Source organism: Paenibacillus silviterrae (assembly GCF_030167925.1).
GTDB classification, from domain to species: domain Bacteria; phylum Bacillota; class Bacilli; order Paenibacillales; family NBRC-103111; genus Paenibacillus_G; species Paenibacillus_G silviterrae.
Genome location: NZ_JASKUT010000001.1, coordinates 4720882 through 4742808 on the forward strand (window position 1 = coordinate 4720882; position 21927 = coordinate 4742808).

Annotated in this window: 17 protein-coding genes, 19 tRNA genes, 3 rRNA genes and 1 riboswitch; of the genes, 34 read left to right on the top strand and 5 right to left on the bottom strand. The window is 53.7% G+C overall.

The genetic code is table 11. The annotated features are described in order from the left end of the window. Nucleotides 1–45 precede the first annotated feature (45 nt). On the bottom strand, nucleotides 46–405 hold the full coding sequence (locus QMO62_RS21915; protein ID WP_284644288.1) for a DUF2614 family zinc ribbon-containing protein: 360 nt from the start codon (nucleotides 403–405) through the stop codon (nucleotides 46–48). Between the two features lie 125 nt (nucleotides 406–530). Here QMO62_RS21915 and QMO62_RS21920 point away from each other — a divergent pair, with 125 nt between their 5' ends. From QMO62_RS21920 to QMO62_RS22040, 25 genes are all read left to right on the top strand, one after another. Further along, nucleotides 531–1397, top strand: coding sequence for a nucleotidyltransferase-like protein (locus QMO62_RS21920; RefSeq protein WP_284644291.1), 867 nt, complete (start codon nucleotides 531–533; stop codon nucleotides 1395–1397). 34 nt (nucleotides 1398–1431) lie between these two features. Further along, a riboswitch (TPP riboswitch) is annotated at nucleotides 1432–1568 on the top strand. A 93-nt stretch (nucleotides 1569–1661) separates the two neighbouring features. Then, nucleotides 1662–1862 (top strand): sulfur carrier protein ThiS, encoded by a 201-nt coding sequence (gene thiS, locus QMO62_RS21925; RefSeq protein WP_284644293.1) that lies wholly within the window; start codon nucleotides 1662–1664, stop codon nucleotides 1860–1862. Between the two features lie 46 nt (nucleotides 1863–1908). Continuing rightward, nucleotides 1909–2682, top strand: coding sequence for a thiazole synthase (locus tag QMO62_RS21930; protein ID WP_284644295.1), 774 nt, complete (start codon nucleotides 1909–1911; stop codon nucleotides 2680–2682). A gap of 376 nt (nucleotides 2683–3058) precedes the next feature. Then, nucleotides 3059–4594 (top strand): 16S ribosomal RNA (locus QMO62_RS21935). A gap of 137 nt (nucleotides 4595–4731) precedes the next feature. Beyond that, nucleotides 4732–4848 (top strand): 5S ribosomal RNA (rrf, locus tag QMO62_RS21940). Between the two features lie 31 nt (nucleotides 4849–4879). Further along, nucleotides 4880–4956: transfer RNA gene (locus QMO62_RS21945), tRNA-Ile, on the top strand. Nucleotides 4957–4974: 18 nt separating this feature from the next. Then, nucleotides 4975–5050 (top strand) — tRNA-Ala (locus QMO62_RS21950). A gap of 225 nt (nucleotides 5051–5275) precedes the next feature. Then, nucleotides 5276–8203: ribosomal RNA gene (locus QMO62_RS21955) — 23S ribosomal RNA — on the top strand. The 16S, 23S and 5S rRNA genes sit together here with 19 tRNA genes alongside, the layout of an rRNA operon. Before the next feature lie 135 nt (nucleotides 8204–8338). After that, nucleotides 8339–8414: transfer RNA gene (locus tag QMO62_RS21960), tRNA-Asn, on the top strand. A 3-nt stretch (nucleotides 8415–8417) separates the two neighbouring features. Then, a tRNA-Ser gene (locus QMO62_RS21965) sits at nucleotides 8418–8506 on the top strand. Between the two features lie 30 nt (nucleotides 8507–8536). Continuing rightward, nucleotides 8537–8608: transfer RNA gene (locus QMO62_RS21970), tRNA-Glu, on the top strand. 11 nt (nucleotides 8609–8619) lie between these two features. Beyond that, nucleotides 8620–8695 (top strand) — tRNA-Val (locus QMO62_RS21975). Nucleotides 8696–8711: 16 nt separating this feature from the next. Beyond that, nucleotides 8712–8788: transfer RNA gene (locus QMO62_RS21980), tRNA-Met, on the top strand. Between the two features lie 8 nt (nucleotides 8789–8796). Continuing rightward, nucleotides 8797–8873 (top strand) — tRNA-Asp (locus QMO62_RS21985). Between the two features lie 16 nt (nucleotides 8874–8889). Then, a tRNA-Phe gene (locus tag QMO62_RS21990) sits at nucleotides 8890–8962 on the top strand. Between the two features lie 7 nt (nucleotides 8963–8969). Further along, a tRNA-Thr gene (locus QMO62_RS21995) sits at nucleotides 8970–9045 on the top strand. A gap of 11 nt (nucleotides 9046–9056) precedes the next feature. After that, a tRNA-Tyr gene (locus QMO62_RS22000) sits at nucleotides 9057–9142 on the top strand. Nucleotides 9143–9150: 8 nt separating this feature from the next. Then, nucleotides 9151–9224 (top strand) — tRNA-Trp (locus QMO62_RS22005). Nucleotides 9225–9246: 22 nt separating this feature from the next. Beyond that, nucleotides 9247–9322, top strand: a tRNA-His gene (locus QMO62_RS22010). 18 nt (nucleotides 9323–9340) lie between these two features. Continuing rightward, nucleotides 9341–9412: transfer RNA gene (locus tag QMO62_RS22015), tRNA-Gln, on the top strand. A gap of 11 nt (nucleotides 9413–9423) precedes the next feature. Next, nucleotides 9424–9498, top strand: a tRNA-Gly gene (locus QMO62_RS22020). Between the two features lie 13 nt (nucleotides 9499–9511). Further along, nucleotides 9512–9585: transfer RNA gene (locus tag QMO62_RS22025), tRNA-Cys, on the top strand. Nucleotides 9586–9594: 9 nt separating this feature from the next. Next, a tRNA-Leu gene (locus QMO62_RS22030) sits at nucleotides 9595–9680 on the top strand. A gap of 20 nt (nucleotides 9681–9700) precedes the next feature. Further along, nucleotides 9701–9777: transfer RNA gene (locus QMO62_RS22035), tRNA-Arg, on the top strand. A 3-nt stretch (nucleotides 9778–9780) separates the two neighbouring features. Next, a tRNA-Leu gene (locus tag QMO62_RS22040) sits at nucleotides 9781–9860 on the top strand. Between the two features lie 61 nt (nucleotides 9861–9921). On the opposite strand, the gene QMO62_RS22045 is transcribed toward QMO62_RS22040, so the two are convergent. From QMO62_RS22045 to glpX, 3 genes are all read right to left on the bottom strand, one after another. Further along, a complete protein-coding gene (locus tag QMO62_RS22045) occupies nucleotides 9922–10944 on the bottom strand; it encodes a polysaccharide deacetylase family protein (protein WP_284644297.1) in 1023 nt (340 codons plus the stop codon). A 90-nt stretch (nucleotides 10945–11034) separates the two neighbouring features. Beyond that, on the bottom strand, nucleotides 11035–11853 hold the full coding sequence (locus QMO62_RS22050; RefSeq protein ID WP_284644299.1) for a sulfite exporter TauE/SafE family protein: 819 nt from the start codon (nucleotides 11851–11853) through the stop codon (nucleotides 11035–11037). Between the two features lie 66 nt (nucleotides 11854–11919). Continuing rightward, nucleotides 11920–12882, bottom strand: a complete 963-nt coding sequence (gene glpX / locus QMO62_RS22055) for a class II fructose-bisphosphatase (protein WP_284644302.1) — start codon at nucleotides 12880–12882, stop codon at nucleotides 11920–11922. Nucleotides 12883–13111: 229 nt separating this feature from the next. Here glpX and QMO62_RS22060 point away from each other — a divergent pair, with 229 nt between their 5' ends. The 7 genes from QMO62_RS22060 to QMO62_RS22090 all read left to right on the top strand — a co-directional run bounded on the left by QMO62_RS22060 (nucleotide 13112) and on the right by QMO62_RS22090 (nucleotide 19849). Then, nucleotides 13112–13741, top strand: a complete 630-nt coding sequence (locus tag QMO62_RS22060) for a helix-turn-helix transcriptional regulator (protein WP_284644304.1) — start codon at nucleotides 13112–13114, stop codon at nucleotides 13739–13741. Between the two features lie 17 nt (nucleotides 13742–13758). Further along, nucleotides 13759–14565 carry a pyruvate, water dikinase regulatory protein gene (locus QMO62_RS22065; RefSeq protein ID WP_284644305.1) on the top strand — a complete coding sequence of 269 codons (807 nt, stop codon included), beginning with the start codon at nucleotides 13759–13761 and terminating at the stop codon, nucleotides 14563–14565. A gap of 184 nt (nucleotides 14566–14749) precedes the next feature. Continuing rightward, nucleotides 14750–16030: a molybdopterin-dependent oxidoreductase gene (locus QMO62_RS22070; protein ID WP_284644307.1), complete on the top strand. Its 1281-nt coding sequence runs from the start codon at nucleotides 14750–14752 to the stop codon at nucleotides 16028–16030. Between the two features lie 174 nt (nucleotides 16031–16204). After that, nucleotides 16205–16882, top strand: a complete 678-nt coding sequence (locus QMO62_RS22075; RefSeq protein ID WP_284644309.1) for an MOSC domain-containing protein — start codon at nucleotides 16205–16207, stop codon at nucleotides 16880–16882. After that, nucleotides 16879–17499, top strand: coding sequence for a molybdenum cofactor guanylyltransferase (gene mobA / locus QMO62_RS22080; protein WP_284644311.1), 621 nt, complete (start codon nucleotides 16879–16881; stop codon nucleotides 17497–17499). Before QMO62_RS22075 ends, mobA begins: the two co-directional genes overlap by 4 nt. A 65-nt stretch (nucleotides 17500–17564) precedes the next feature. Next, nucleotides 17565–18569 (top strand): GTP 3',8-cyclase MoaA, encoded by a 1005-nt coding sequence (gene moaA / locus QMO62_RS22085; protein WP_284644312.1) that lies wholly within the window; start codon nucleotides 17565–17567, stop codon nucleotides 18567–18569. Nucleotides 18570–18571: 2 nt separating this feature from the next. Further along, on the top strand, nucleotides 18572–19849 hold the full coding sequence (locus QMO62_RS22090) for a molybdopterin molybdotransferase MoeA (protein ID WP_284644313.1): 1278 nt from the start codon (nucleotides 18572–18574) through the stop codon (nucleotides 19847–19849). 60 nt (nucleotides 19850–19909) lie between these two features. On the opposite strand, the gene QMO62_RS22095 is transcribed toward QMO62_RS22090, so the two are convergent. Continuing rightward, a complete protein-coding gene (locus QMO62_RS22095) occupies nucleotides 19910–20005 on the bottom strand; it encodes a YjcZ family sporulation protein (RefSeq protein WP_284644314.1) in 96 nt (31 codons plus the stop codon). 144 nt (nucleotides 20006–20149) lie between these two features. Here QMO62_RS22095 and QMO62_RS22100 point away from each other — a divergent pair, with 144 nt between their 5' ends. Both QMO62_RS22100 and QMO62_RS22105 read left to right on the top strand, forming a co-directional pair. Continuing rightward, nucleotides 20150–20872, top strand: a complete 723-nt coding sequence (locus tag QMO62_RS22100) for a class I SAM-dependent methyltransferase (protein ID WP_284644315.1) — start codon at nucleotides 20150–20152, stop codon at nucleotides 20870–20872. A gap of 13 nt (nucleotides 20873–20885) precedes the next feature. Continuing rightward, nucleotides 20886–21596, top strand: coding sequence for a nucleotidyltransferase domain-containing protein (locus QMO62_RS22105; RefSeq protein WP_284644317.1), 711 nt, complete (start codon nucleotides 20886–20888; stop codon nucleotides 21594–21596). Nucleotides 21597–21927 lie beyond the last annotated feature (331 nt).

Consider the following 21927-nt stretch of genomic DNA (forward strand, 5'->3'; position numbering starts at 1 on the left):
AAACTGGCTCCTTTGCTGACAAAGGGCCAGTTTTTTTGTGCAGCCTTACTTCCCGGCTGGGGTTTGTTCTCCTGACGGAGGAGCGTGCTTCGGGTCCAAGGAAAGAATCGTTTTGCAATACATGCAGCGATCGGTTTTGCCCAGCATTTTCGTGGGCTTGCCGCATTCCGGGCAATCCACTACAGTTGCACTGGTCGACATCATCCCTGCTGCGAAATACACCGCCATACTAGCCAGCATGGCTATGGCTCCGATCAGCATACAGATGACGGCAATAATTCTGCCTGCGGTTCCCCAATCAAAAACGATTCCGGCAAGGCCGAGAATCATGAGCAGCATGCCGCCCATTGTCAGCAGTAATCCCCATAACCGGAATTCATTGACTTTACTGGATCTGAGTATCATGTCGGGCCTTCTTTCGTGTAAAAGAATTGTATGATTTGTCACAGAATGATGCAGGAAACCGGTGTCCGAATGTAGAAATAAATAACCTAAAAAGAGATGTGTAACGGTCATGGGGGGCCAGTAGGATGATTATAATGAAGCAGCAATGGATAGCAAGGTTTCGGGAGAGTGAATCAGTTATCGGGGTTATCGCGGTAGAAAACCCTTCTTCTTACTCGGCAGTCACCGACGGGTTTGATTTGCTGCTGCTGGTTATATCCCAAGACCCGGCTCGTACACATCAACAGTACCATTATAGTAAAGAGGGGCGCCGTATACAAGAACGTTGGATGAGCCCGGAAGCGCTGGATGAATTCATTTTACATGGAGAGCATCGCAATATCATTTATTGGATCTTAAAAGGAGAGATACTTTTGGATCGGGATATGTATTTGGAGGGCTTGAGACATCGCGTGCTTGAGTTTCCTGTAGAGCTTAGGGAACACAAGCTGCTTATCGAGTTTTCCAAGTTTTTGCGAAGCTACCTGCAAACGAAGGAATATATATCGGAAAAGCATGATCTTGATGCTTATCATAATATTTTCGAAGCGCTGCACCATTGGGCGCGAATTGTCATCATTGAGGCGGGCTATCATCCTGAAGTTACCGTATGGCGTCAAATTAAAAGCATCAATCCCGGTGTCTACAAGCTGTATGAAGAACTGATGCAAAGCAGCGAAACCGTTGAGCAGAGGGTCCAACTAGTTCTTCTCGCTTGTGAATTTTCCGTAATGTCCAAGATGGAACGCTGCTGCAAGCTGCTGATTGAGGTGCTGGGCAGCAGGGAGGTTGCTTGGAGTCTTGAAGAACTGCAGCATCTGCCTAAGTTGTCGGATGTGCGCACAGAGCTGCCGTTGCTCTTGAATAAGCTGGTGACGAAGGCGCTTGCTCGGGAAGTCGCTTATGTGATTGAAGATGATTTAAGCGTCTTGGAATTAAGATATACTCTATAATTCATTACCAGCTTATGATATGATATTAGTAATCGAATACCACTAGGGGAGCCCTTGCATGCGGGGCTGAGAGTAAGAAGCGACATTCTTTGACCCTTGGAACCTGATACGGCCTGCCTGTAAGGCGGGGCACTGGGTGATGCCAGCGTAGGGAAGTGGACTTATTTTGCGGATACGAGATGCTCTGCAGCGTAGAACCCAAGAAGTCAGCCCTAGCCGGCTGGCTTTTTTTATGCTTGTAGAGACCTTTAGGGAGGTGGCATGATGCATCTGACAGTGAATGGGGATGTTCGTGAAGTAGCGGACGTAACCAACGTTTTGGATTTGTTAAAGGCTTTTAAATTGGATCAGAAGATCCTTGTGGTAGAACTCAACCGGACGATTATTGACCGGGAGCAGTACGAGGAGACCGCTTTGACGGACGGGGATCGGATCGAAATTGTTCACTTTGTAGGCGGTGGTTGATAAACCCGTCCATCTATACTTACTATTCCAGGAGGTGCGGCTTTTTATGAGCGGCGTGTTGAAAATTGGTCCTTATGAGTTTAAGTCAAGACTTTTGTTAGGTACGGGGAAGTTTACCGACCTTGGAATTCAATCGGAGGCTGTTAAGGCTTCGGAAGCGGATGTACTTACGTTTGCTATTCGACGTTTGCCGATTGATAATCCGGATGCGCCGAATTTTCTAGAAACCTTGGATCTTAAGAAGTTCACACTGCTTCCGAATACGGCTGGGGCTTATACGGTAGAGGAAGCGGTCCGCATAGCTCGGCTTGCCAAGGCAACAGGACTTTGCGACATGATCAAGGTAGAGGTCATTGGCGATCCAAGAACCCTTCTTCCCGATCCTGTGGGAACGCTCGAGGCGACAAAAATCCTGGTAGATGAAGGCTTCATCGTACTTCCTTATACTTCGGACGATCCGATCCTTGCACGTAAGCTGCAGGAGGCGGGAGCGGCTGCTGTGATGCCTGGTGCGTCTCCGATTGGTTCCGGTCAAGGGATTGTGAACCAAGGGAACCTGCGATTCATTATCGAAGAAGCGAAGGTTCCTATTATTGTTGATGCCGGTATCGGTGGTCCCGCGGATGCAGCCTTGGCCATGGAGCTCGGAGCGGACGGTGTGCTGTTGAATACGGCAGTTGCCGGTGCGAAGGATCCCGTTTTGATGGCAGAGGCTTTTAAGCTGGCCGTGGAAGCAGGAAGGAAGGGTTTCCTGGCGGGACGTATACCTAAGAAGCGCTATGCCTCTGCGAGCAGCCCTGAGGAAGGTATGATCGAATAAAGGACGAAAAGAAGAGCAGGGGCGAGCTTGTAAGCTCTTGCTCTTCTTCTAAATATGGTTCGAAATATTAGGCTTGACTTAAGCTTTGCCTATGTGATAAATTATTCTTCGTCGTTAAGGCGACTTGTCCGATTGAGGTAGGTTTTAATGAAACGAAATCCCGAGTGTTAAAAAGAATTAAAAAAAACACTTGCAATCAGATAGGTGAATGTGGTATATTAAAAAAGTCGCCGCTGAAAACGACGACAACAAATGACAAGGTTAGCAAGTTTGACTTTGTCCGACATTGCCCTTTGAAAACTGAACAACGAGAGAGTGAAAATAAAACGAATCTTCGGATTCGTGCTAGCTTTGAACATGAGCAAGTCAAACTACTTTATTGGAGAGTTTGATCCTGGCTCAGGACGAACGCTGGCGGCGTGCCTAATACATGCAAGTCGAGCGAGGGTCTTCGGACCCTAGCGGCGGACGGGTGAGTAACACGTAGGCAACCTGCCTGTAAGACTGGGATAACTACCGGAAACGGTAGCTAAGACCGGATAGATGGCTTCTCTGCATGGAGGAGCTTGGAAACACGGCGCAAGCTGTGGCTTACAGATGGGCCTGCGGCGCATTAGCTAGTTGGTGAGGTAACGGCTCACCAAGGCGACGATGCGTAGCCGACCTGAGAGGGTGATCGGCCACACTGGGACTGAGACACGGCCCAGACTCCTACGGGAGGCAGCAGTAGGGAATCTTCCGCAATGGACGAAAGTCTGACGGAGCAACGCCGCGTGAGTGATGAAGGTTTTCGGATCGTAAAGCTCTGTTGCCAGGGAAGAACGTTCCGGGGAGTAACTGCCCTGGAAATGACGGTACCTGAGAAGAAAGCCCCGGCTAACTACGTGCCAGCAGCCGCGGTAATACGTAGGGGGCAAGCGTTGTCCGGAATTATTGGGCGTAAAGCGCGCGCAGGCGGTCTTTTAAGTTTGGTGTTTAAGCCCAGGGCTCAACCCTGGTTCGCACTGAAAACTGGGAGACTTGAGTGCAGGAGAGGAAAGTGGAATTCCACGTGTAGCGGTGAAATGCGTAGAGATGTGGAGGAACACCAGTGGCGAAGGCGACTTTCTGGACTGTAACTGACGCTGAGGCGCGAAAGCGTGGGGAGCAAACAGGATTAGATACCCTGGTAGTCCACGCCGTAAACGATGAGTGCTAGGTGTTAGGGGTTTCGATACCCTTGGTGCCGAAGTAAACACAGTAAGCACTCCGCCTGGGGAGTACGCTCGCAAGAGTGAAACTCAAAGGAATTGACGGGGACCCGCACAAGCAGTGGAGTATGTGGTTTAATTCGAAGCAACGCGAAGAACCTTACCAGGTCTTGACATCCCTCTGAAATACGGTAGAGATATCGTAGGCCTTCGGGACAGAGGAGACAGGTGGTGCATGGTTGTCGTCAGCTCGTGTCGTGAGATGTTGGGTTAAGTCCCGCAACGAGCGCAACCCTTGATTTCAGTTGCCAGCATTGAGTTGGGCACTCTGAAGTGACTGCCGGTGACAAACCGGAGGAAGGTGGGGATGACGTCAAATCATCATGCCCCTTATGACCTGGGCTACACACGTACTACAATGGCCGGTACAACGGGCAGCGAAGGAGCGATCCGGAGCGAATCCTTAGAAGCCGGTCTCAGTTCGGATTGCAGGCTGCAACTCGCCTGCATGAAGTCGGAATTGCTAGTAATCGCGGATCAGCATGCCGCGGTGAATACGTTCCCGGGTCTTGTACACACCGCCCGTCACACCACGAGAGTTTACAACACCCGAAGTCGGTGGGGTAACCGCAAGGAGCCAGCCGCCGAAGGTGGGGTAGATGATTGGGGTGAAGTCGTAACAAGGTAGCCGTATCGGAAGGTGCGGCTGGATCACCTCCTTTCTATGGAGTCCATGATGGCTGCAGGCCATCGGACATAATAGCTGACAACTGACATCGTTCAACGATGTAACAGTTGCAGCGAACTCACTCTCCTCGTTGTTCAGTTTTGAAAGGTGCAATGCCTTTCAAGTAAATCGTTTGGTGATGATGGCGGAAGGGAACCACGCGTACCCATACCGAACACGACCGTTAAGCCTTCCAGCGTCGATGGTACTTGGACCGAAGGGTCCTGGGAGAGTAGAACGTCGCCAAGCGATTCCACTTTGGTGGATCATATAGTAATAAGGGCCCTTAGCTCAGCTGGTTAGAGCGCACCCCTGATAAGGGTGAGGTCGGTGGTTCGAGTCCACTAGGGCCCACCATAAACTTAATACTTTCTTGGGGCCATAGCTCAGCTGGGAGAGCGCCTGCCTTGCAAGCAGGAGGTCAGCGGTTCGATCCCGCTTGGCTCCACCATAACCTACCACTTGATACTTCGGTAACAGCGTGGTAAGATGATTTTCCACTTGTTCCTTGAAAACTGGATATCGAAACGAAGCAAAATGTCGAAACATCTATACGATGGTTTATCGAGCGAATGCGAGATGAACAATCTTTTAGCTGCTAGTGAGAATGTCTTGAGTTCGGAGTGACGTTGTGCGTAGCACAACGGAACGGAGAACCAAGATCATTCGAACGATTGGTTAAGCTAATAAGAGCACACGGAGGATGCCTAGGCACCAGGAGCCGAAGAAGGACGTGGCGAACGACGAAATGCCTCGGGGAGCCGTAAGCAGGCTTTGATCCGGGGATGTCCGAATGGGGAAACCCGCGTGAGGTAATACTCACGTACCACACAGTGAATACATAGCTGTGTAGGAGGCAGACGAGGGGAACTGAAACATCTAAGTACCCTCAGGAAAAGAAAACAAAAGTGATTCCGTCAGTAGCGGCGAGCGAAAGCGGAACAGCCCAAACCAAGGGGCTTGCCCCTTGGGGTTGTAGGACGTCAATGTGAGTGCAGGTTGGTAGGCGAACAGGTCTGGAAAGGCCGGCCAAAGTGGGTAACAGCCCCGTAACCAAAATCAACTGAGACTCTAGACGGATCCTGAGTACGGCGGGACACGTGAAACCCCGTCGGAATCCGGCAGGACCATCTGCCAAGGCTAAATACTCCCTGGTGACCGATAGTGAAGCAGTACCGTGAGGGAAAGGTGAAAAGAACCGCGGGAGCGGAGTGAAAAAGAACCTGAAACCGTGTGCTTACAAGAAGTCAGAGCCCGTTAATGGGTGATGGCGTGCCTTTTGTAGAATGAACCGGCGAGTTACGTTTACGCGCAAGGTTAAGGTGAGAAGCCGGAGCCGCAGCGAAAGCGAGTCTGAATAGGGCGAATAAGTACGTAGACGTAGACCCGAAACCGTGTGATCTACCCCTGTCCAGGGTGAAGGTGCGGTAACACGCACTGGAGGCCCGAACCCACGAATGTTGAAAAATTCGGGGATGAGGTGGGGGTAGCGGAGAAATTCCAATCGAACTCGGAGATAGCTGGTTCTCCCCGAAATAGCTTTAGGGCTAGCCTCGGGTGATGAGTCGCGGAGGTAAAGCACTGATTGGGTGCGGGGCCCGCCAAGGGTTACCAAGTCCAGTCAAACTCTGAATGCCGCAGACTTTAACCCGGGAGTCAGACAGTGAGTGCTAAGATCCATTGTCAAGAGGGAAACAGCCCAGATCATCAGCTAAGGTCCCCAAGTGTGTGTTAAGTGGGAAAGGATGTGGAGTTGCAAAGACAACCAGGATGTTGGCTTAGAAGCAGCCACCATTGAAAGAGTGCGTAATAGCTCACTGGTCGAGTGACTCTGCGCCGAAAATGTAACGGGGCTAAACACACCACCGAAGCTATGAGTCCAGGTGCAAACAAGTTTGCACCGAGGGCAGTAGGGGAGCGTTGTAACAGCGGTGAAGGTTGATCGTGAGGACAGCTGGAGCGGTTACAAGTGAGAATGCCGGTATGAGTAACGAAAAGACAAGTGAGAATCTTGTCCGCCGTAAGCCTAAGGGTTCCTGAGGAAGGTTCGTCCGCTCAGGGTAAGTCGGGACCTAAGGCGAGGCCGAAAGGCGTAGTCGAAGGACAACAGGTTGAAATTCCTGTACCACCGTGAACCGTTATGAGCAATGGGGTGACGCAGAAGGATAGTGACGCGGACTGATGGATGTCCGTCCAAGCAGCGAGGCTGGTTAGTAGGCAAATCCGCTAATCGTAAGGCTGGGCTGTGATGGGGAGCGAAATTATAGTAGCGAAGGTCATGAGTTCAAGCTGCCAAGAAAAGCCTCTAGCCAGGGAGAAGGTGCCCGTACCGCAAACCGACACAGGTAGGCGAGCAGAGCATGCTAAGGCGCTCGGAAGAACTCTCGTTAAGGAACTCGGCAAAATGACCCCGTAACTTCGGGAGAAGGGGTGCCTCGGTAGGGTGAATAGCCCGAGGGGGCCGCAGTGAAAAGGCCCAAGCGACTGTTTAGCAAAAACACAGGTCTGTGCGAAGCCGCAAGGCGAAGTATACGGGCTGACGCCTGCCCGGTGCTGGAAGGTTAAGGGGAGCGGTTAGGGGTAACCCGAAGCTGTGAACCGAAGCCCCAGTAAACGGCGGCCGTAACTATAACGGTCCTAAGGTAGCGAAATTCCTTGTCAGGTAAATTCTGACCCGCACGAATGGCGTAACGACTTGGGCGCTGTCTCGACGAGAGATCCGGTGAAATTTTAATACCTGTGAAGATGCAGGTTACCCGCGACAAGACGGAAAGACCCCATGGAGCTTTACTGCAGCTTGATATTGGACTTTGGTACGATCTGTACAGGATAGGTGGGAGCCTAGGAAGCCGGAGCGCCAGCTTCGGTGGAGGCGCCGTTGGGATACCACCCTGATCGTATCGGAGTTCTAACCTGGCACCCTGATCGGGTGCGGGGACAGTGTCAGGTAGGCAGTTTGACTGGGGCGGTCGCCTCCTAAAGAGTAACGGAGGCGCCCCAAGGTTCCCTCAGAATGGTTGGAAATCATTCGAAGAGTGCAAAGGCATAAGGGAGCTTGACTGCGAGACAAACAGGTCGAGCAGGGACGAAAGTCGGGCTTAGTGATCCGGTGGTACCGAATGGAAGGGCCATCGCTCAACGGATAAAAGCTACCCTGGGGATAACAGGCTTATCTCCCCCAAGAGTCCACATCGACGGGGAGGTTTGGCACCTCGATGTCGGCTCATCGCATCCTGGGGCTGAAGTAGGTCCCAAGGGTTGGGCTGTTCGCCCATTAAAGCGGTACGCGAGCTGGGTTCAGAACGTCGTGAGACAGTTCGGTCCCTATCTGTCGCGGGCGTAGGAAATTTGAGAGGAGCTGTCCTTAGTACGAGAGGACCGGGATGGACGTACCGCTGGTGTACCAGTTGTCTCGCCAGAGGCACGGCTGGATAGCCAAGTACGGAAGGGATAAGCGCTGAAAGCATCTAAGCGTGAAGCCCCCCTCAAGATGAGATTTCCCAGTATGTAAGACCCCTTGTAGACGACGAGGTAGATAGGTTCGGGGTGGAAGCGCGGCAACGTGTGGAGCTGACGAATACTAATCGGTCGAGGGCTTATCCTACATTAGACAAATTGCTAGCGAAGACATCTCGTTTGGGAGCGACTTTGTGCGAAGCACAACGGAGTGATAAAATGAGATTGTCGGAGCGTTGTTTCGAATCCAGTTTTCAAGGCGCAAGTCGCTTTGAAACGTTATTCCCTGATAGCTCAGTTGGTAGAGCACTCGACTGTTAATCGAGTTGTCACAGGTTCGAGTCCTGTTCGGGGAGCCATATGGAGAGGTGTCCGAGCTGGCCGAAGGAGCACGATTGGAAATCGTGTAGGCGTCACAAGCGTCTCGAGGGTTCGAATCCCTCTCTCTCCGTAGCAATACCTTATTAAGAAAGAGATATAAGGCCCGTTGGTCAAGGGGTTAAGACACCTCCCTTTCACGGAGGTAACAGGGGTTCGAATCCCCTACGGGTCATAGCAATACCTGGAGGCTTAGCTCAGCTGGGAGAGCATCTGCCTTACAAGCAGAGGGTCGGCGGTTCGATCCCGTCAGCCTCCACCATATAAGATTTACACGACGCGGGGTGGAGCAGCCCGGTAGCTCGTCGGGCTCATAACCCGAAGGCCGCAGGTTCAAATCCTGCCCCCGCAACCAATCATCGCGGAGCCGTGGTGTAGAGGCCTAACATGCCTGCCTGTCACGCAGGAGACCGCGGGTTCGAATCCCGTCGGCTCCGCCATTTTTTATTTTAACTAGGCTCGGTAGCTCAGTCGGTAGAGCAGAGGACTGAAAATCCTCGTGTCGGCGGTTCGATTCCGTCCCGAGCCACTTTTATGCCGCTGTAGCTCAATTGGTAGAGCAACTGACTTGTAATCAGTAGGTTGGGGGTTCAAGTCCTCTCGGCGGCACCATTGCTTTACCTGGAGGCTTAGCGAAGTGGCCAAACGCAGCAGACTGTAAATCTGTTCTCGTACGAGTTCGGTGGTTCGAATCCATCAGCCTCCACCAGTTCATTTAGGGGCATAGTTTAAAGGTAGAACAAAGGTCTCCAAAACCTTTGGTGTGGGTTCGATTCCTGCTGCCCCTGCCAATTTTTTTCTGTCTCAGCTGTGGCGGTCGTGGCGAAGTGGCTAACGCATCGGATTGTGGCTCCGACATTCGAGGGTTCAATTCCCTTCGATCGCCCCATTTTAATTAAACCTTTGATGGGGATTAGCCAAGCGGTAAGGCAACGGACTTTGACTCCGTCATGCCTAGGTTCGAATCCTAGATCCCCAGTTTTATATTATGCGGAAGTGGCTCAGTGGTAGAGCATCGCCTTGCCAAGGCGAGGGTCGCGGGTTCGAGTCCCGTCTTCCGCTCCATAATTTTTTTCATGGCGCCATAGCCAAGTGGTAAGGCAGAGCTCTGCAAAAGCTTTACCCCCAGTTCGAATCTGGGTGGCGCCTCCATTTTTTTAAGCCGGAGTGGCGGAATCGGCAGACGCACAGGACTTAAAATCCTGCGGTGGGTGACCACCGTACCGGTTCAAGTCCGGTCTTCGGCACTTTAGCAACTTCATATTGTGTGCCCTTAGCTCAGCCGGATAGAGCGTTTGACTACGAATCAAAAGGTCAGGAGTTCGAATCTCTTAGGGCACGCCATTAGCCGGTGTGGCGGAATTGGCAGACGCGCGCGACTCAAAATCGTGAGGGAAACCGTGGGGGTTCGAGTCCCTTCACCGGCATCAAAAGCCCGAGAATCTTATCTAATAAGATTCTCGGGCTTTTTTCCATGTAACGAAGTACTTACTTTTTCTTAGACTCACCAAGCAGATCCGGTAACGTGACAAGCTTATAACCGCGTGCCTGTAGTGTTTGGATGACATGAGGCAGGGCGTTCACCGTGCCGGAAAGATCTTGTCCCGGACCGCCGCCGGAATGCTGGAGCACAATAGAACCCGCTTTGGTATGTTTTAGAATATTATCTGATACTTGCGATTCCGACAGCTGACGCCAGTCGTTGGAATCCACATTCCAATTGACTATACGGTAATTATGATCAGAGGCCCATAACAGCTGGGATTCGCTGATTTCCCCATAAGGTGGTCGGATAAGACGTGGTGTATAGCCGCAGAGCTTCTCTAGTATCGATTGGGTCCTCATAATTTCCTGCTGGAAGGCATCATCCGACAATTTCGTAAGCAGCTTATGGTCATATGTATGGTTTCCGATCACATGACCTTCGCTGACAATCCGCTTTACCATATCCGGATGCTTGGCCGCTTGAGTTCCGACAAGAAAGAAAGTGGCCTTTACCTTGTGTTTTTTCAATGTATCCAGAACTTGGGGAGTAAAGGTTGTATCCGGTGCGTCGTCAAAGGTAAGGGCAACTTTTTTGGAGCTTGAGGAGCCCTTTAGAAGTAAGAGGTCTGGGTACTTCCTAACAAGCTGAGATAAAGATAGCTTTCTTGTTGACGAGACCTGTTTCTGTTGAGAGACAGGCTTTTCTTGCTTTTTCTCACGCTTTTGCGGAGCAGTCGGTTTGGGTTCCTTGATTGGGGCAGGAACGGGTGCCGCTTCGGGTTGCGGAACCGGTGCGGGCTGTTCCGGCAGTACCTTAGGGGCTTCCGGAACGGGAGAGGCACCTAAAGGCTCCTCTGATTGAGGAGAAACCATGTTGTCAGGCTGCTGCAGCGCGTCCGGGATATACTCATTCGACTGCTGAGGTGATGTCTGTGGAGCAGGACGCGTTGTTGGGGAACAAGAGCATAAGGTCATAGCAAGGAGTAAGAAAGCAAAAGTCGCACACCGCATGTTAGAACGCTCCAAGATCTTCTCCTCCTTTGGCATTGTCGGTTTAGTTTTTGACGAAACCGGGGAGATTATCCTGAAACAACATGTGTTGTGCGACTTTCTGTATCAGGTTAAGAAAATGCCTTCATAAATCATTTTGAGAGCCACAATAAGGAATGTAATGCGCAGAACCCAGAGCAGCTTTTTACTGCTGAGCTTCCCTGCGATCTTGGCTCCTAGCCAGCCACCGACAATTGCACTTGGAGCTAACCCCAATACCATCCATAGATCTACCTCTCCTAAGCTTAGCTTGGTGAAGGTCCCTGTGAGGGAGGAGAGGAAAATAACGAACATGGAGGTAGCAGTAGCAACGTGGGGCGGGTAACGAAACAGCAGAACCATAGCCGGCACAAAAAGCGAGCCACCGCCAATGCCAAACAATCCGGATATAAACCCGACACCTAAGCCGATGAGCAGGGCGGGGAAAATGCTGTAGCCATATTCAAAGCTCTGGCCGCTTGCGTCGGTATAGGTATGTTGGATGCCCCATTTCACATTCAATGGCTTTAGCTTATCGCGAAGGATCATTAGGATCGCCATCGCCAGCATGAAGAACCCGAAGCTAAGCTGAAAGGATTTCGCGTTCACGAATTGTGTAGTATAAGAACCAAGCATGGCACCCGGACCGCAAGTGATAAAGTAAATCCAGCCGCTGCGAAAATCGACGCGTTTCTGCTTCACAAAGGTGAAGGTAGAGGACATGGCCGTGAAAACAAGAACAGCCAGTGAAGTGCCGACGGCCGTCGTTACATCGACAGGATGGCCCAGAATGAGCGGACCGAGATAAACGAGTGCAGGAACAGTGATGATGCCGCCGCCCAGCCCAACCAAGCTTCCCAAAGTGGCTGCAAGCAAACCGACAACGGTATAAAATAAAAAGCTCAAAATCAAACCTTCTTCCTGTGTTATAGGTCAGTATTTATATACTATATAACACAGGAGAAGATTTTATCAATGAAGCTGTGTTTTGTTCGGCAAATAATGAAGGGACCGGATAAAACGGATCGTCCGGGTTTTGGCACGCATGACGATGGAATGGGTTTCCGCTTGCTGATCGGCAAGGTAGCGCACGCCGCCAAGGATTTCACCTGGAGTGATGCCGGTCGCAGCAAAAATGACATCCTCCGTTCCGATCATATCCTCCATAGTCAGGAGCTTGCACGGATCTTGGATGCCCATGTCGAGGCAACGGTTCCATTCCGATGGCTCCGATGCCATCAGCCGGCCTTGAAGCTCCCCTCCCAAGCAGCGAAGCGCCGCAGCGGCAAGTACTCCCTCCGGTGCTCCCCCTGAGCCTACATAGAGATCAATTCCCGATTCGGCCATCGCAGGAGCCATGGCACCGGCTACATCCCCATCGCTCAAGAGCTTGATTCGTACACCGGTGTCACGAAGGGTTTGGATGTGAGTCCGATGCCTCTCGCGGTCCAATATGGACACGGTAAGATTGCTGAGTGGCTTACCCAAAATAGCCGCGGCTTTCGTTAGCGTCATCTCCAGAGGATCGTTTAAGCTGAGTTTGCCGGCCAAGGCAGGTCCTACGGCAAGCTTCTCCATATACATATCCGGAGCGTGAAGCAGGTTGCCTTTACCGGCAATCGCTACGACGGCAAGCGCATTATGCAGTCCTTTCGCTACCAGCTCCGTACCTTCCAGGGGATCCACGGCAACATCCACCTCAGGACCTTGTCCGTTACCGACGGATTCTCCGATATATAGCATCGGTGCCTCATCCATTTCTCCTTCCCCGATAACGACCGTTCCTTGTATAGACACCGAATCGAACATGGCTCGCATGGCGCTTGTTGCCGCTCCATCCGCCTCATTTTTATCCCCGCGTCCCATCCAGCGCGCTGCCGATAAGGCAGCCAGCTCGGTGACTCTTACGACCTCAAGTGCAAGCTCTCTTTCCATACGAATCCCACTCCCATTTATATACTAATAATGATTTATGGAATAAATATAGCACACTACATCGAAAATAGTACACATTAAATTGCGTAACTGTGTGTACTAAATAAGAAAATTGAGAAATATGCTCCGCTTTTTGGAGCTATTAGCAGTTCTATTTTTTTGATACAATGGCAGGTAGTAGGTAGTTAAGTGTTGGGGGGGACCTGTCATCGAATTATCAGCACGCCAATTGCAAATTGTGGAATTGGTTAAAGCCCATGCTCCGATCACCGGGGAACAGATTGCCGAGATGCTGGGGCTCAGCCGACCGACTTTACGCTCGGATTTAGCTCTGCTGGTTATGCTGGGATTAATCGATGCGAAGCCAAAGGTAGGTTATACGGCTGGAACGGCCGTGCAGCCAGGTACGATCGTATCCCGGAAGCTGCAGGAGATGAAGGTGAAGGAAGTGCAGGCGGTCCCTGTTATCGTGAAAGAGCATACGTCGGTTCATGACGCGGTGGTTACGCTTTTTATGGAGAACGTGGGAAATTTGATCGTAGCGGACGATGAAGGCTGCCTGACCGGGGTGATCTCCCGAAAGGACTTGCTCAAATTCACACTGGGTAACGGGAATGGGGGTTCGATGCCCGTCAGTATGGTTATGACGCGTGAGCCGAACGTTGTCCATGTCGGACCCGATGAATCGGTAATCGATGCAGCTAGAAAAATGATTCGTCACCAGGTGGACAGTTTGCCTGTGGTGGTGCCGATCCAGGGAGCACCGGGAACGCGTCCGCGCTTGGAAATTGTCGGCCGGGTGACGAAGACGATCATGACGCAGATTTTGCTGGAGCTGGGTATCGGCGGTACAGCGTAAATGGGGGAAAAAGTAAGATGAAAGACGACAACCAATATGAAATTACCATTTGTTCCGATTCGGTAGGGGAGACGGCGGACGCTGTCGTAAGGGCAACGATCCGTCAGTTTGACGGGCATCATGTAACGACCAAGCGGATCGGGCACATACGGACGGAGGATGAGATCCGTTCCATTCTGGAAAAGGCGGCGCAGCGCGGCGGCTTCGTTGCGTATACGTTAGTGCAGCCGGAGCTGCGGGAAACGATGCGGGAGGAAGCGGCCCGGCTCGGCGTTCGGGCGGTTGACATTATGGGCCCGATGATGGAGGCCTTCATCGATACGTGGGGCGATGCTCCGAAGCGAAAGCCGGGACTGCTGCATCAGATGGATGAGGATTATTTTCGCAGAGTGGAAGCCGTGGAATTTGCCGTGAAATGCGACGATGGTCGAGATACGAGTGCGCTGCTAAAGGCGCAGCTGGTCTTAATCGGGATCTCCCGTACGTCCAAGACGCCGCTTAGCATTTACATGGCGCATAAGGGAATCAAGGTGACGAATCTCCCGCTGGTGCCGGAGGTGAAGCCTCCGAAGGAGCTGTTTCTCGTTCCCGGGGACCGGATTGTCGGCTTAACGATGGATGCGGAGAAGCTGTATAAAATCCGCACGGAGCGGCTGAAAGCGGTGGGGCTGCCGTCGGGTGCGAAGTATGCCACGATGGAGCGTATTCATGAGGAGCTGGAGTATGCCCATTCCATTATGAAGCAGGTAGGCTGCCGGGTGATTAATGTAACGGATAAGGCGATCGAGGAAACGGCCGGCGTCATTATGGGGCATGTGGAATAGGCGCTGCCGGTTAACGACATGAAACATTTAGGCTGTAAAGCGTTTAGGGAATGAAATATATCGGGTACTGCTGCACCTCCGGCTCTCGGGCAATCGGCAAGCTTAACTTGAGGGCTTTTGCGTATATTTAGGTAAACGGTGGGAGAGCGGGGGAGTCACCCTGCTTTCCGCAGGAGGGATCCTCATGACGGAACGGATCAAAGGCAAACGCATACCGTGGCTCGGCGGCGTCAGCTACGGGAAACGGCTGACGAAGCTGCACGCCTGGAACGCGTGGCTGCTTGTGCTGCTCGCCGTGACCGGCGTGCTGCTGCTCGTCCCGGCCTTGCGCGGGACGATGGGGGCCGGGCGCGTATGGCTCAAATACGCGCACATCGGTTTAGGGGCGGCCAGCCTGCTAGTGCTGGCCGCCTACGCGCCGCTGCTGCCGAGGCACTGGCGGCAGCTGCGGGCGCGCGCGGGACAACGCTGGAACCTTGGCGTTGTCCTGGGTTTGCTGGCCGGTTGGGGCGTCACCGGCCTCGTGCTGTGGCAGTACAACGCGCTGCCACCGGTTTGGGCGAATCGTGCGCTCTGGCTGCACGATGCGTTCACTTGGGTAGGCGTGCCTTATGCCGCCTACCATGCTTTTTCGCGCAGCCGCTGGGTGAAGGCGGCGCGCAGCAGCAGCGCGGCATCGGGCGAAGTTGCCGTGCCGGGGGCCGCGCTGACCGCCGCTGGAGCGGTGGTCGCGGCCCTGAAGCGGTCGCCCGTGTCGCGGGCGACGTTCCTGCGCCTGGCCGCCGGGGCAGTGCTGGTCGCGGCCGTCGGGCCATCGATGTATCGATGGCTGAAGAACGCGACCGATGCGGGCGGCGATGCCACCGGGCAGCTGAGGCTGGAGGACGGCAACCGGATGGTGCCGCCGCCGGACCCGCTGCCCGCCTCGCTGCCCCCCGCAGGGGGCGGCGCCCAAGGGCGCTTCCGGGTGTACACGGTCACCCCGATTCCCGCGTTCTCCAGCGAGAGCTGGCAGTTCGCGCTCTCCGGTCTGGTGGAGAAGGAGCAGGTCTGGAGCTGGGAGCAGTTTCTGCAGCTGAAGCGGACGGTGCAGGTAAGCGACTTTCACTGCATCACCGGCTGGTCGGTGTATAAGGTGACGTGGGAGGGCATTCTGCTTCGGGACCTTCTGGACTTGGCCCAGGTTAAGGATCGGGCGAAGTATGTGAAGTTTTACTCGGGCGATAAAGTTTATACGGATGCACTCTCGCTGGAACAGGCGCGCATGGACGATGTCCTGGTGGCTGTCCTTATGGACGGCGAGCCGATCCCACAGAAGCTCGGAGGTCCCGTCCGGCTGATCGTACCGCAGATGTACGCCTATAAGTCGGTCAAGTGGCTGCAGGCGATCGAGCTGATCGAGAAGGAGCACATCGGCTATTGGGAGCTGCGGGGGTACGAGAACGATGCCTGGGTGAAGACCTGATGCGGGTAATCCCGCGCTAAAGGTTGGGGTGACACGCAGTTTCACTTACTTGAGGAAAAGGCTGACCATCAGACCTTCGGCTTCTGGGAAGCCGGGGACAGGCGGGTTGGCCTTTTTTTGCATCCCGCAGCTCTTGCGCCCTGCTTCCTTGAGGTTTATCCTAGGATTACCAAGATGAAAAGGGAAGTGCATGTCATGCGACTGATCTCGCTTAATGTCGGTAAACCGATGACGATACAATACCAGGGCAAGCCGCTGCAAACGGGGATTTTCAAGCAGCCTGTGGAAGGAGAGATTCGTCTCAGTGCAGTCAATCTGCAGGGGGACGGACAAGCGGATCTGGTGAACCATGGAGGGCCCGATAAAGCGGTGTGCGTGTACCCGGCGGAGCACTACGCCTATTGGGAGGAGCAGCTGAAGAAGCAGCTGCCGGCTGCCGCCTTCGGCGAGAATTTTACAGTTCAGGGGATGACGGAAGGTACAGTGCATATCGGCGATATATATGCGATCGGGAGCGCAATCGTTCAAGTCAGCCAGCCGCGGCGGCCGTGCTTTAAGCTGGGGAAGCTGCATGAGACGCCCGATTTGCCCGTGCAGGTGCAGGAGACAGGCTATACGGGGTACTACTTCCGCGTGCTGCAAGAGGGCATTGTAGCATCAGGGCAGGCGTTCGAGCTTGTGAAGCGGGAGGAGTCGGGGATATCCGTCGCCGAAGTGAACCGCGTGAAATTCCATGACAAGGAGGATGTCCCCGCCCTCCGGCGTATTCTGGAGGTAGCGGCGCTTGCGGCAAGCTGGCGGGAGTCGTTCGAGAAGAAGCTGAGTGAGCTGGAGGGCTCAGAGGAGCAATGACGACACGCGACTCGAAGCTCAGCGGCGTCATTCTGGCCGGAGGACTAAACAGCCGGATGGGGGGGAGAAGCAAGGCGCTGCTATCCTATCAAGGAAGGACCTTTCTTGAGCATCAGCTGGTCGTGATGCGTTCCTGCTGTCAGGAGCTGCTGTTAATAACCAATGAGCCCGATCGTCACAAGTCGGTCCTTCCGAAACATTTCAACGTAACCTTGATTCCGGATCGACAGCCGGGTCTCGGGCCGCTAGGGGGTATGCAGGCAGCGCTGCATGCCGCCAAGAACGATACGCTTTGGGTGGCCGCGTGCGATATGCCTTTTATTTCCGCCGCGGCTGCACTGGCTCTTGCCGGGCTGCTGGAGGAGGACAGCTGGGATGCCGCGGTGCCGCGGCTTCATGGACGCGTACAGCCGCTGCACGGTCTCTACCGCCGGCGTTGCCTGCCATCTGTGGAGCGGCAGCTGCAGGCGGAAGACCTTCGGCTTATGCGGCTGCTCGACAAGCTCTGTACGGCCTATGCCGATGAGGCTTTTTTCGAAACAAGACAGATCGGGTTGGACTTTGCTCGAAATGTGAACGATCCTGCCGCTTATGAGCAATTACTGCAGGGGAGATAGGCTATATTTTTCCAAACGGATATGCCATAATAGCTACAAGAGGCTGAGAGCGGGGAGGGGTATGGATGTCTATGGTGCTAGTGGACCGGTTTGGAAGAGTTCATGATTATCTTCGCATTTCGGTAACGGATCGCTGTAATCTTCGATGTGTTTACTGCATGCCGGAGGAAGGCATGGAGTTTGAGCCTGAGGAGAAGCTGCTCACCTTTCATGAAATTACCGAGGTCGTTCGCGTACTGGCCGGATATGGGGTTCGCAAGCTGCGGATTACCGGCGGAGAGCCGCTGGTACGCAAAAATTTGGAAGAGCTGATCGCTAGTCTGAGCGCCATCCCCGGTATTGAGGATATCGCGCTTACGACGAACGGGATATATTTTGCATCGCGGGCGGAGAAGTTTAAGGCAGCCGGGCTGACTCGGATCAACATGAGTCTGGACTCGCTGAAAGCAGACCGCTTCAAGCTGATTACCCGTGGCGGCGACATTCAAAGGGTGCTGGGCAGTATCGAGGCAGCCTACCGCGTGGGACTTGACCCGATCAAGCTGAATGTCGTGCTCATGAAGGGCTTGAATGATGACGAAATTGAGGATTTCCTGCGGCTGACGATCGAGCGGACGCTGCAGGTGCGATTTATAGAATATATGCCGATCGGTCATGACGACCAGAATTGGAAGGATAAGTATGTCCCCCTTAGCACGGTACTGGATGTTTGTGCAGCCAAGGGATGGATTGCCGAGCCTTCGGGTGAGGTGTACGGAAACGGACCGTCGCAAAACTACAAAATTACCGGTGCCGCGGGTTCATTCGGTCTGATCCATCCTGTGAGCGATCATTTCTGCGAAACCTGCAACCGGCTCCGGCTGACGGCGGACGGGAACATCAAGCCCTGCTTGTATTGGTCGGACGAATTTAATGTTCGCAAAGCCATCGGCGACGACAAGGCGCTGGCCGAGCTGTTCTTCCGTGCGCTTGACGTGAAGCCCGAAAGCCACGAAATGGCGAAGGCGCTGCTGAACGAACGGCAGAGCCACACGCCGACGGTGCGCCGCATGTCGCAGATTGGAGGGTAAGCATGGCCGCAGATCAGACGAATTCGCTGCGCTTCGGCAGGAAAGCGATCACGGTGGAGGAGGCGCAGCAGCTTATCCTAAAGCGGGCGGAGCTGCTGCCTGAGGAGGCCGTTCCGCTGGAGCTGGCTCATGGCCGAAGGCTTGCGCAGAGCGTCATAGCAGACCATCCGGTGCCGCATTTTCGCCGCTCGGGAATGGATGGCTATGCCATCCGGGCCAGTGACAGCCTGGACGCGGAAGCGCTTCGGCCCGTTGCGCTTCGCGTGACGGAGATGATTCCTTGCGGATCGGTGCCGGAAAGGTCCGTCCAGCCGGGAGAGGCGGCCCGCATTATGACTGGCGCAGTCGTACCGGAAGGTGCGGATGCGGTCATTATGCTGGAGATGACGGACAAGCTGCTGGCCGGTGACGGGCCGGAGGGCGACAAGGTCCTGATCCGCAAGTCGATGCGCGTGGGTGACAACATCACTCCAATCGGTCAGGAAATCGGGGTGGGGGAGCTGCTGCTGGAAACAGGACGCCGTATCGGACCCGGGGAAGCGGCCATTTTGGCCACGTTCGGCTGTGCCGAGGTGAGGGTGCACCGTGCACCTCGAGTGGCGGTCTTCTCCACTGGCTCCGAGCTGCTCCCAATAGATGCTGCGCTGGAGCCTGGCCGTATACGAGGCAGCAATAGCCATATGCTTGCCTGCCAGATCCGTGAAGCAGGAGGAGAGCCAAGGCTGATGCCGATTTTACCCGACTGTCCGGAAACGGTAGAGGCGGCATTGCTGCAGGCGCTGGACTGGGCGGATATCCTCGTAACGACCGGGGGAGTTTCCGTCGGTGATAAGGATGTGCTGGTCGAGCTGTTTCAGCGCTGGGACGGGGAGCTCATCTTCAACAAGGTGGCGATGCGCCCGGGGAGTCCAAGCTCGTTCGGCTGGTGGCGGGGGAAGCCGCTGTTTGCTTTGTCAGGGAATCCGGGCGCAAGCTTCGTCGGCTTTGAGCTGTTCGTGAGGCCGTACCTCAAAGCGATTCAAGGCTGCGCCCGTCCTTTGCCCAGAGAATGTACCGCATTGCTGGATGCGGATTACGGCAAAGGCTCCGCTTACCCGCGCTATGTAAGAGCCCGTACTTACACCGAGCAAGCAACACTAAAGGTAGCGCCTGCCGGTAGGGACAAGTCCAGCATCATGGTATCAATCAAGGATGCGGAGTGTTTGCTGTGCATTCCTGCAGGCGGGCAAGCCCCTCCCCGCGGAGCCTTGGTTCGCGTGCTTCAGCTGGCGGAAGCTTAAAAGAAGGCAGGAAAGAGCGTCGGCCCGAGTGGTCGACGCTCTTATTCGTCCCTGTGTCATTTAGACAAAGAAACCTGCGGACAAAATGATGACCAACAGGATGTAAAGCACAAGGATTGCTGCTGTGGAAGAGCGGTAGCCTGCAACTGCACTCATGTCTATCACCTCCCTGACGTTTTCTACAACAGCATATGGAGCCGCTTATGAATTGTTTGGACGGATGCCCTGAGGCAATCGCCCAAACCATCTCCTCGCTCCGCGCATTTACTTATTAGTAGTGTGCGAAGGGGAGGATTAACCTTGAATTATTTAGATATGTTAACGCATCTGGGAATAGGCAGCGCCCATCCCGGAGGATTCGCTTTTACCTTAAAAATGCTGGATACCATTCCTCTGCAGCCGGGCAGCTCCATTCTGGAGGTCGGGTGCGGAACAGGCCGTACAGCATGTCTGCTTGCACAAAAGGGCTTTCAAGTATCTGCCGTCGACTTGCGACCGGGGATGATTGAGAAAGCGAAAAAGCGCAGTGAATTGCAGCAGGTGAAAGTAGATTTTGCTGTAGGCGACATCTGCCGGCTTCCTTTTGAGGACAATCAATTTGATCTTGTCCTTGCCGAATCCGTTACCAATTTCGCGGATGCATCGGCAGCGGTTGCGGAATATTACCGGGTGCTGAAGCCCGGAGGGATGTTATATGACAGTGAAGTGATCCGTCTTCACGACGTGACGGGAGGCATTAAAGACGAACTGGTGGAGTTTCTAGGCATTGCCCAACTGCTATCTGCAGAAGAATGGAGAGCGATTCTGGAAGCGCAGGGCTACTCCGACATTCGTCTCTCCGTCTCCCCTATGGAAGAGCTGTCGGCACAGGATGACATGAATCATCCGGATGAGCATCAAATCGTAAGTGAAGGTGCCTATATTGACGCTTCCGTATGGCACACCTCGCTTACGTATACGGACATGATGGATCAAAGCAGAGACTTCCTGGGTTCAGCCGTTCTTGTGGGGTCGAAGGGATAAGATGGCGGGCCGAGTGTCTTCCCTGAAAGCGGCGGAATGGTTTCTTGAGAAGCAGTTTCCCGAATGCAATGCAGCCATACTTGCCGGTAGTGCCGCGAAGGGAATAGAAACCTCGGATTCCGATCTGGATCTGGTTATCCTGGATGATTCGCGGTCGTATCCGTTCCGCAAAACGTACACCGCTCACGGCTGGGTGATTGAGGCATTCGTGGTTACCCGCGACAGCTTTCCTATGTTTATTGAGGCGGCAGCCGAGTCGGGACTTCCGTCCATATTGCGTATGTGCATCGAAGGTGCGGTTCTGCGGGACGACGGCTCTGCGGAGGAGCTTATCGGACTGGCACGGGATGCGCTGCAGGCCGGACCCTACGAGTGGACCGCGCAGCAGCTGAGCGATGCCAGGTATGACATCACCAATGGCTTGCTTGATCTGCAAAGCAGCAGGGATCGAGCCGAGAGATTGTTTATTGCGGGGAAACTGATCGGCTCTGTGCATGAATTTGTATTAAGAGCAAACCGGCAATGGATAGGAGACGGGAAGTGGGCCTTGCGTATGCTGCGGCGGTTCGACGAAGAGCTGAGTAATTCGTTGGTCGCTGCGCTGGAACAGTTATACTGCAATGATGAGCATGAGCCGGTCATACAGCTGCTTCATGAAGTGCTGCGTCCGTACGGCGGACTGCTTACCGAGGGATACAGCGAAGGATGCTGGGAGGAAGAGTAGAGGTTGGACGATAGGCATTTGGAACTATGCACTTCAGATCTTAAGGAGGAATTTATTCCAATAAACCATTCAATAGATACAACTTCAAGGACACAAACTCCCGACTCTAAAGGTACTTTATGGTAACCGGCAGATGAAAACACGGTTATTCCGATTTTATTGATACGAATGACCTCCCCTCAAAAAAGAAACGGGATACGAAATGTCCGAATGTATAGGACCAATAGGCTATATTTCTCTAACCTCCCCTACGGATCCCTGCTGCCCAATGCTGTAAATCTCCAGGAACGACAAGCGCCGTGAAATCAATGAACTTCTCAAGCACTTTGAG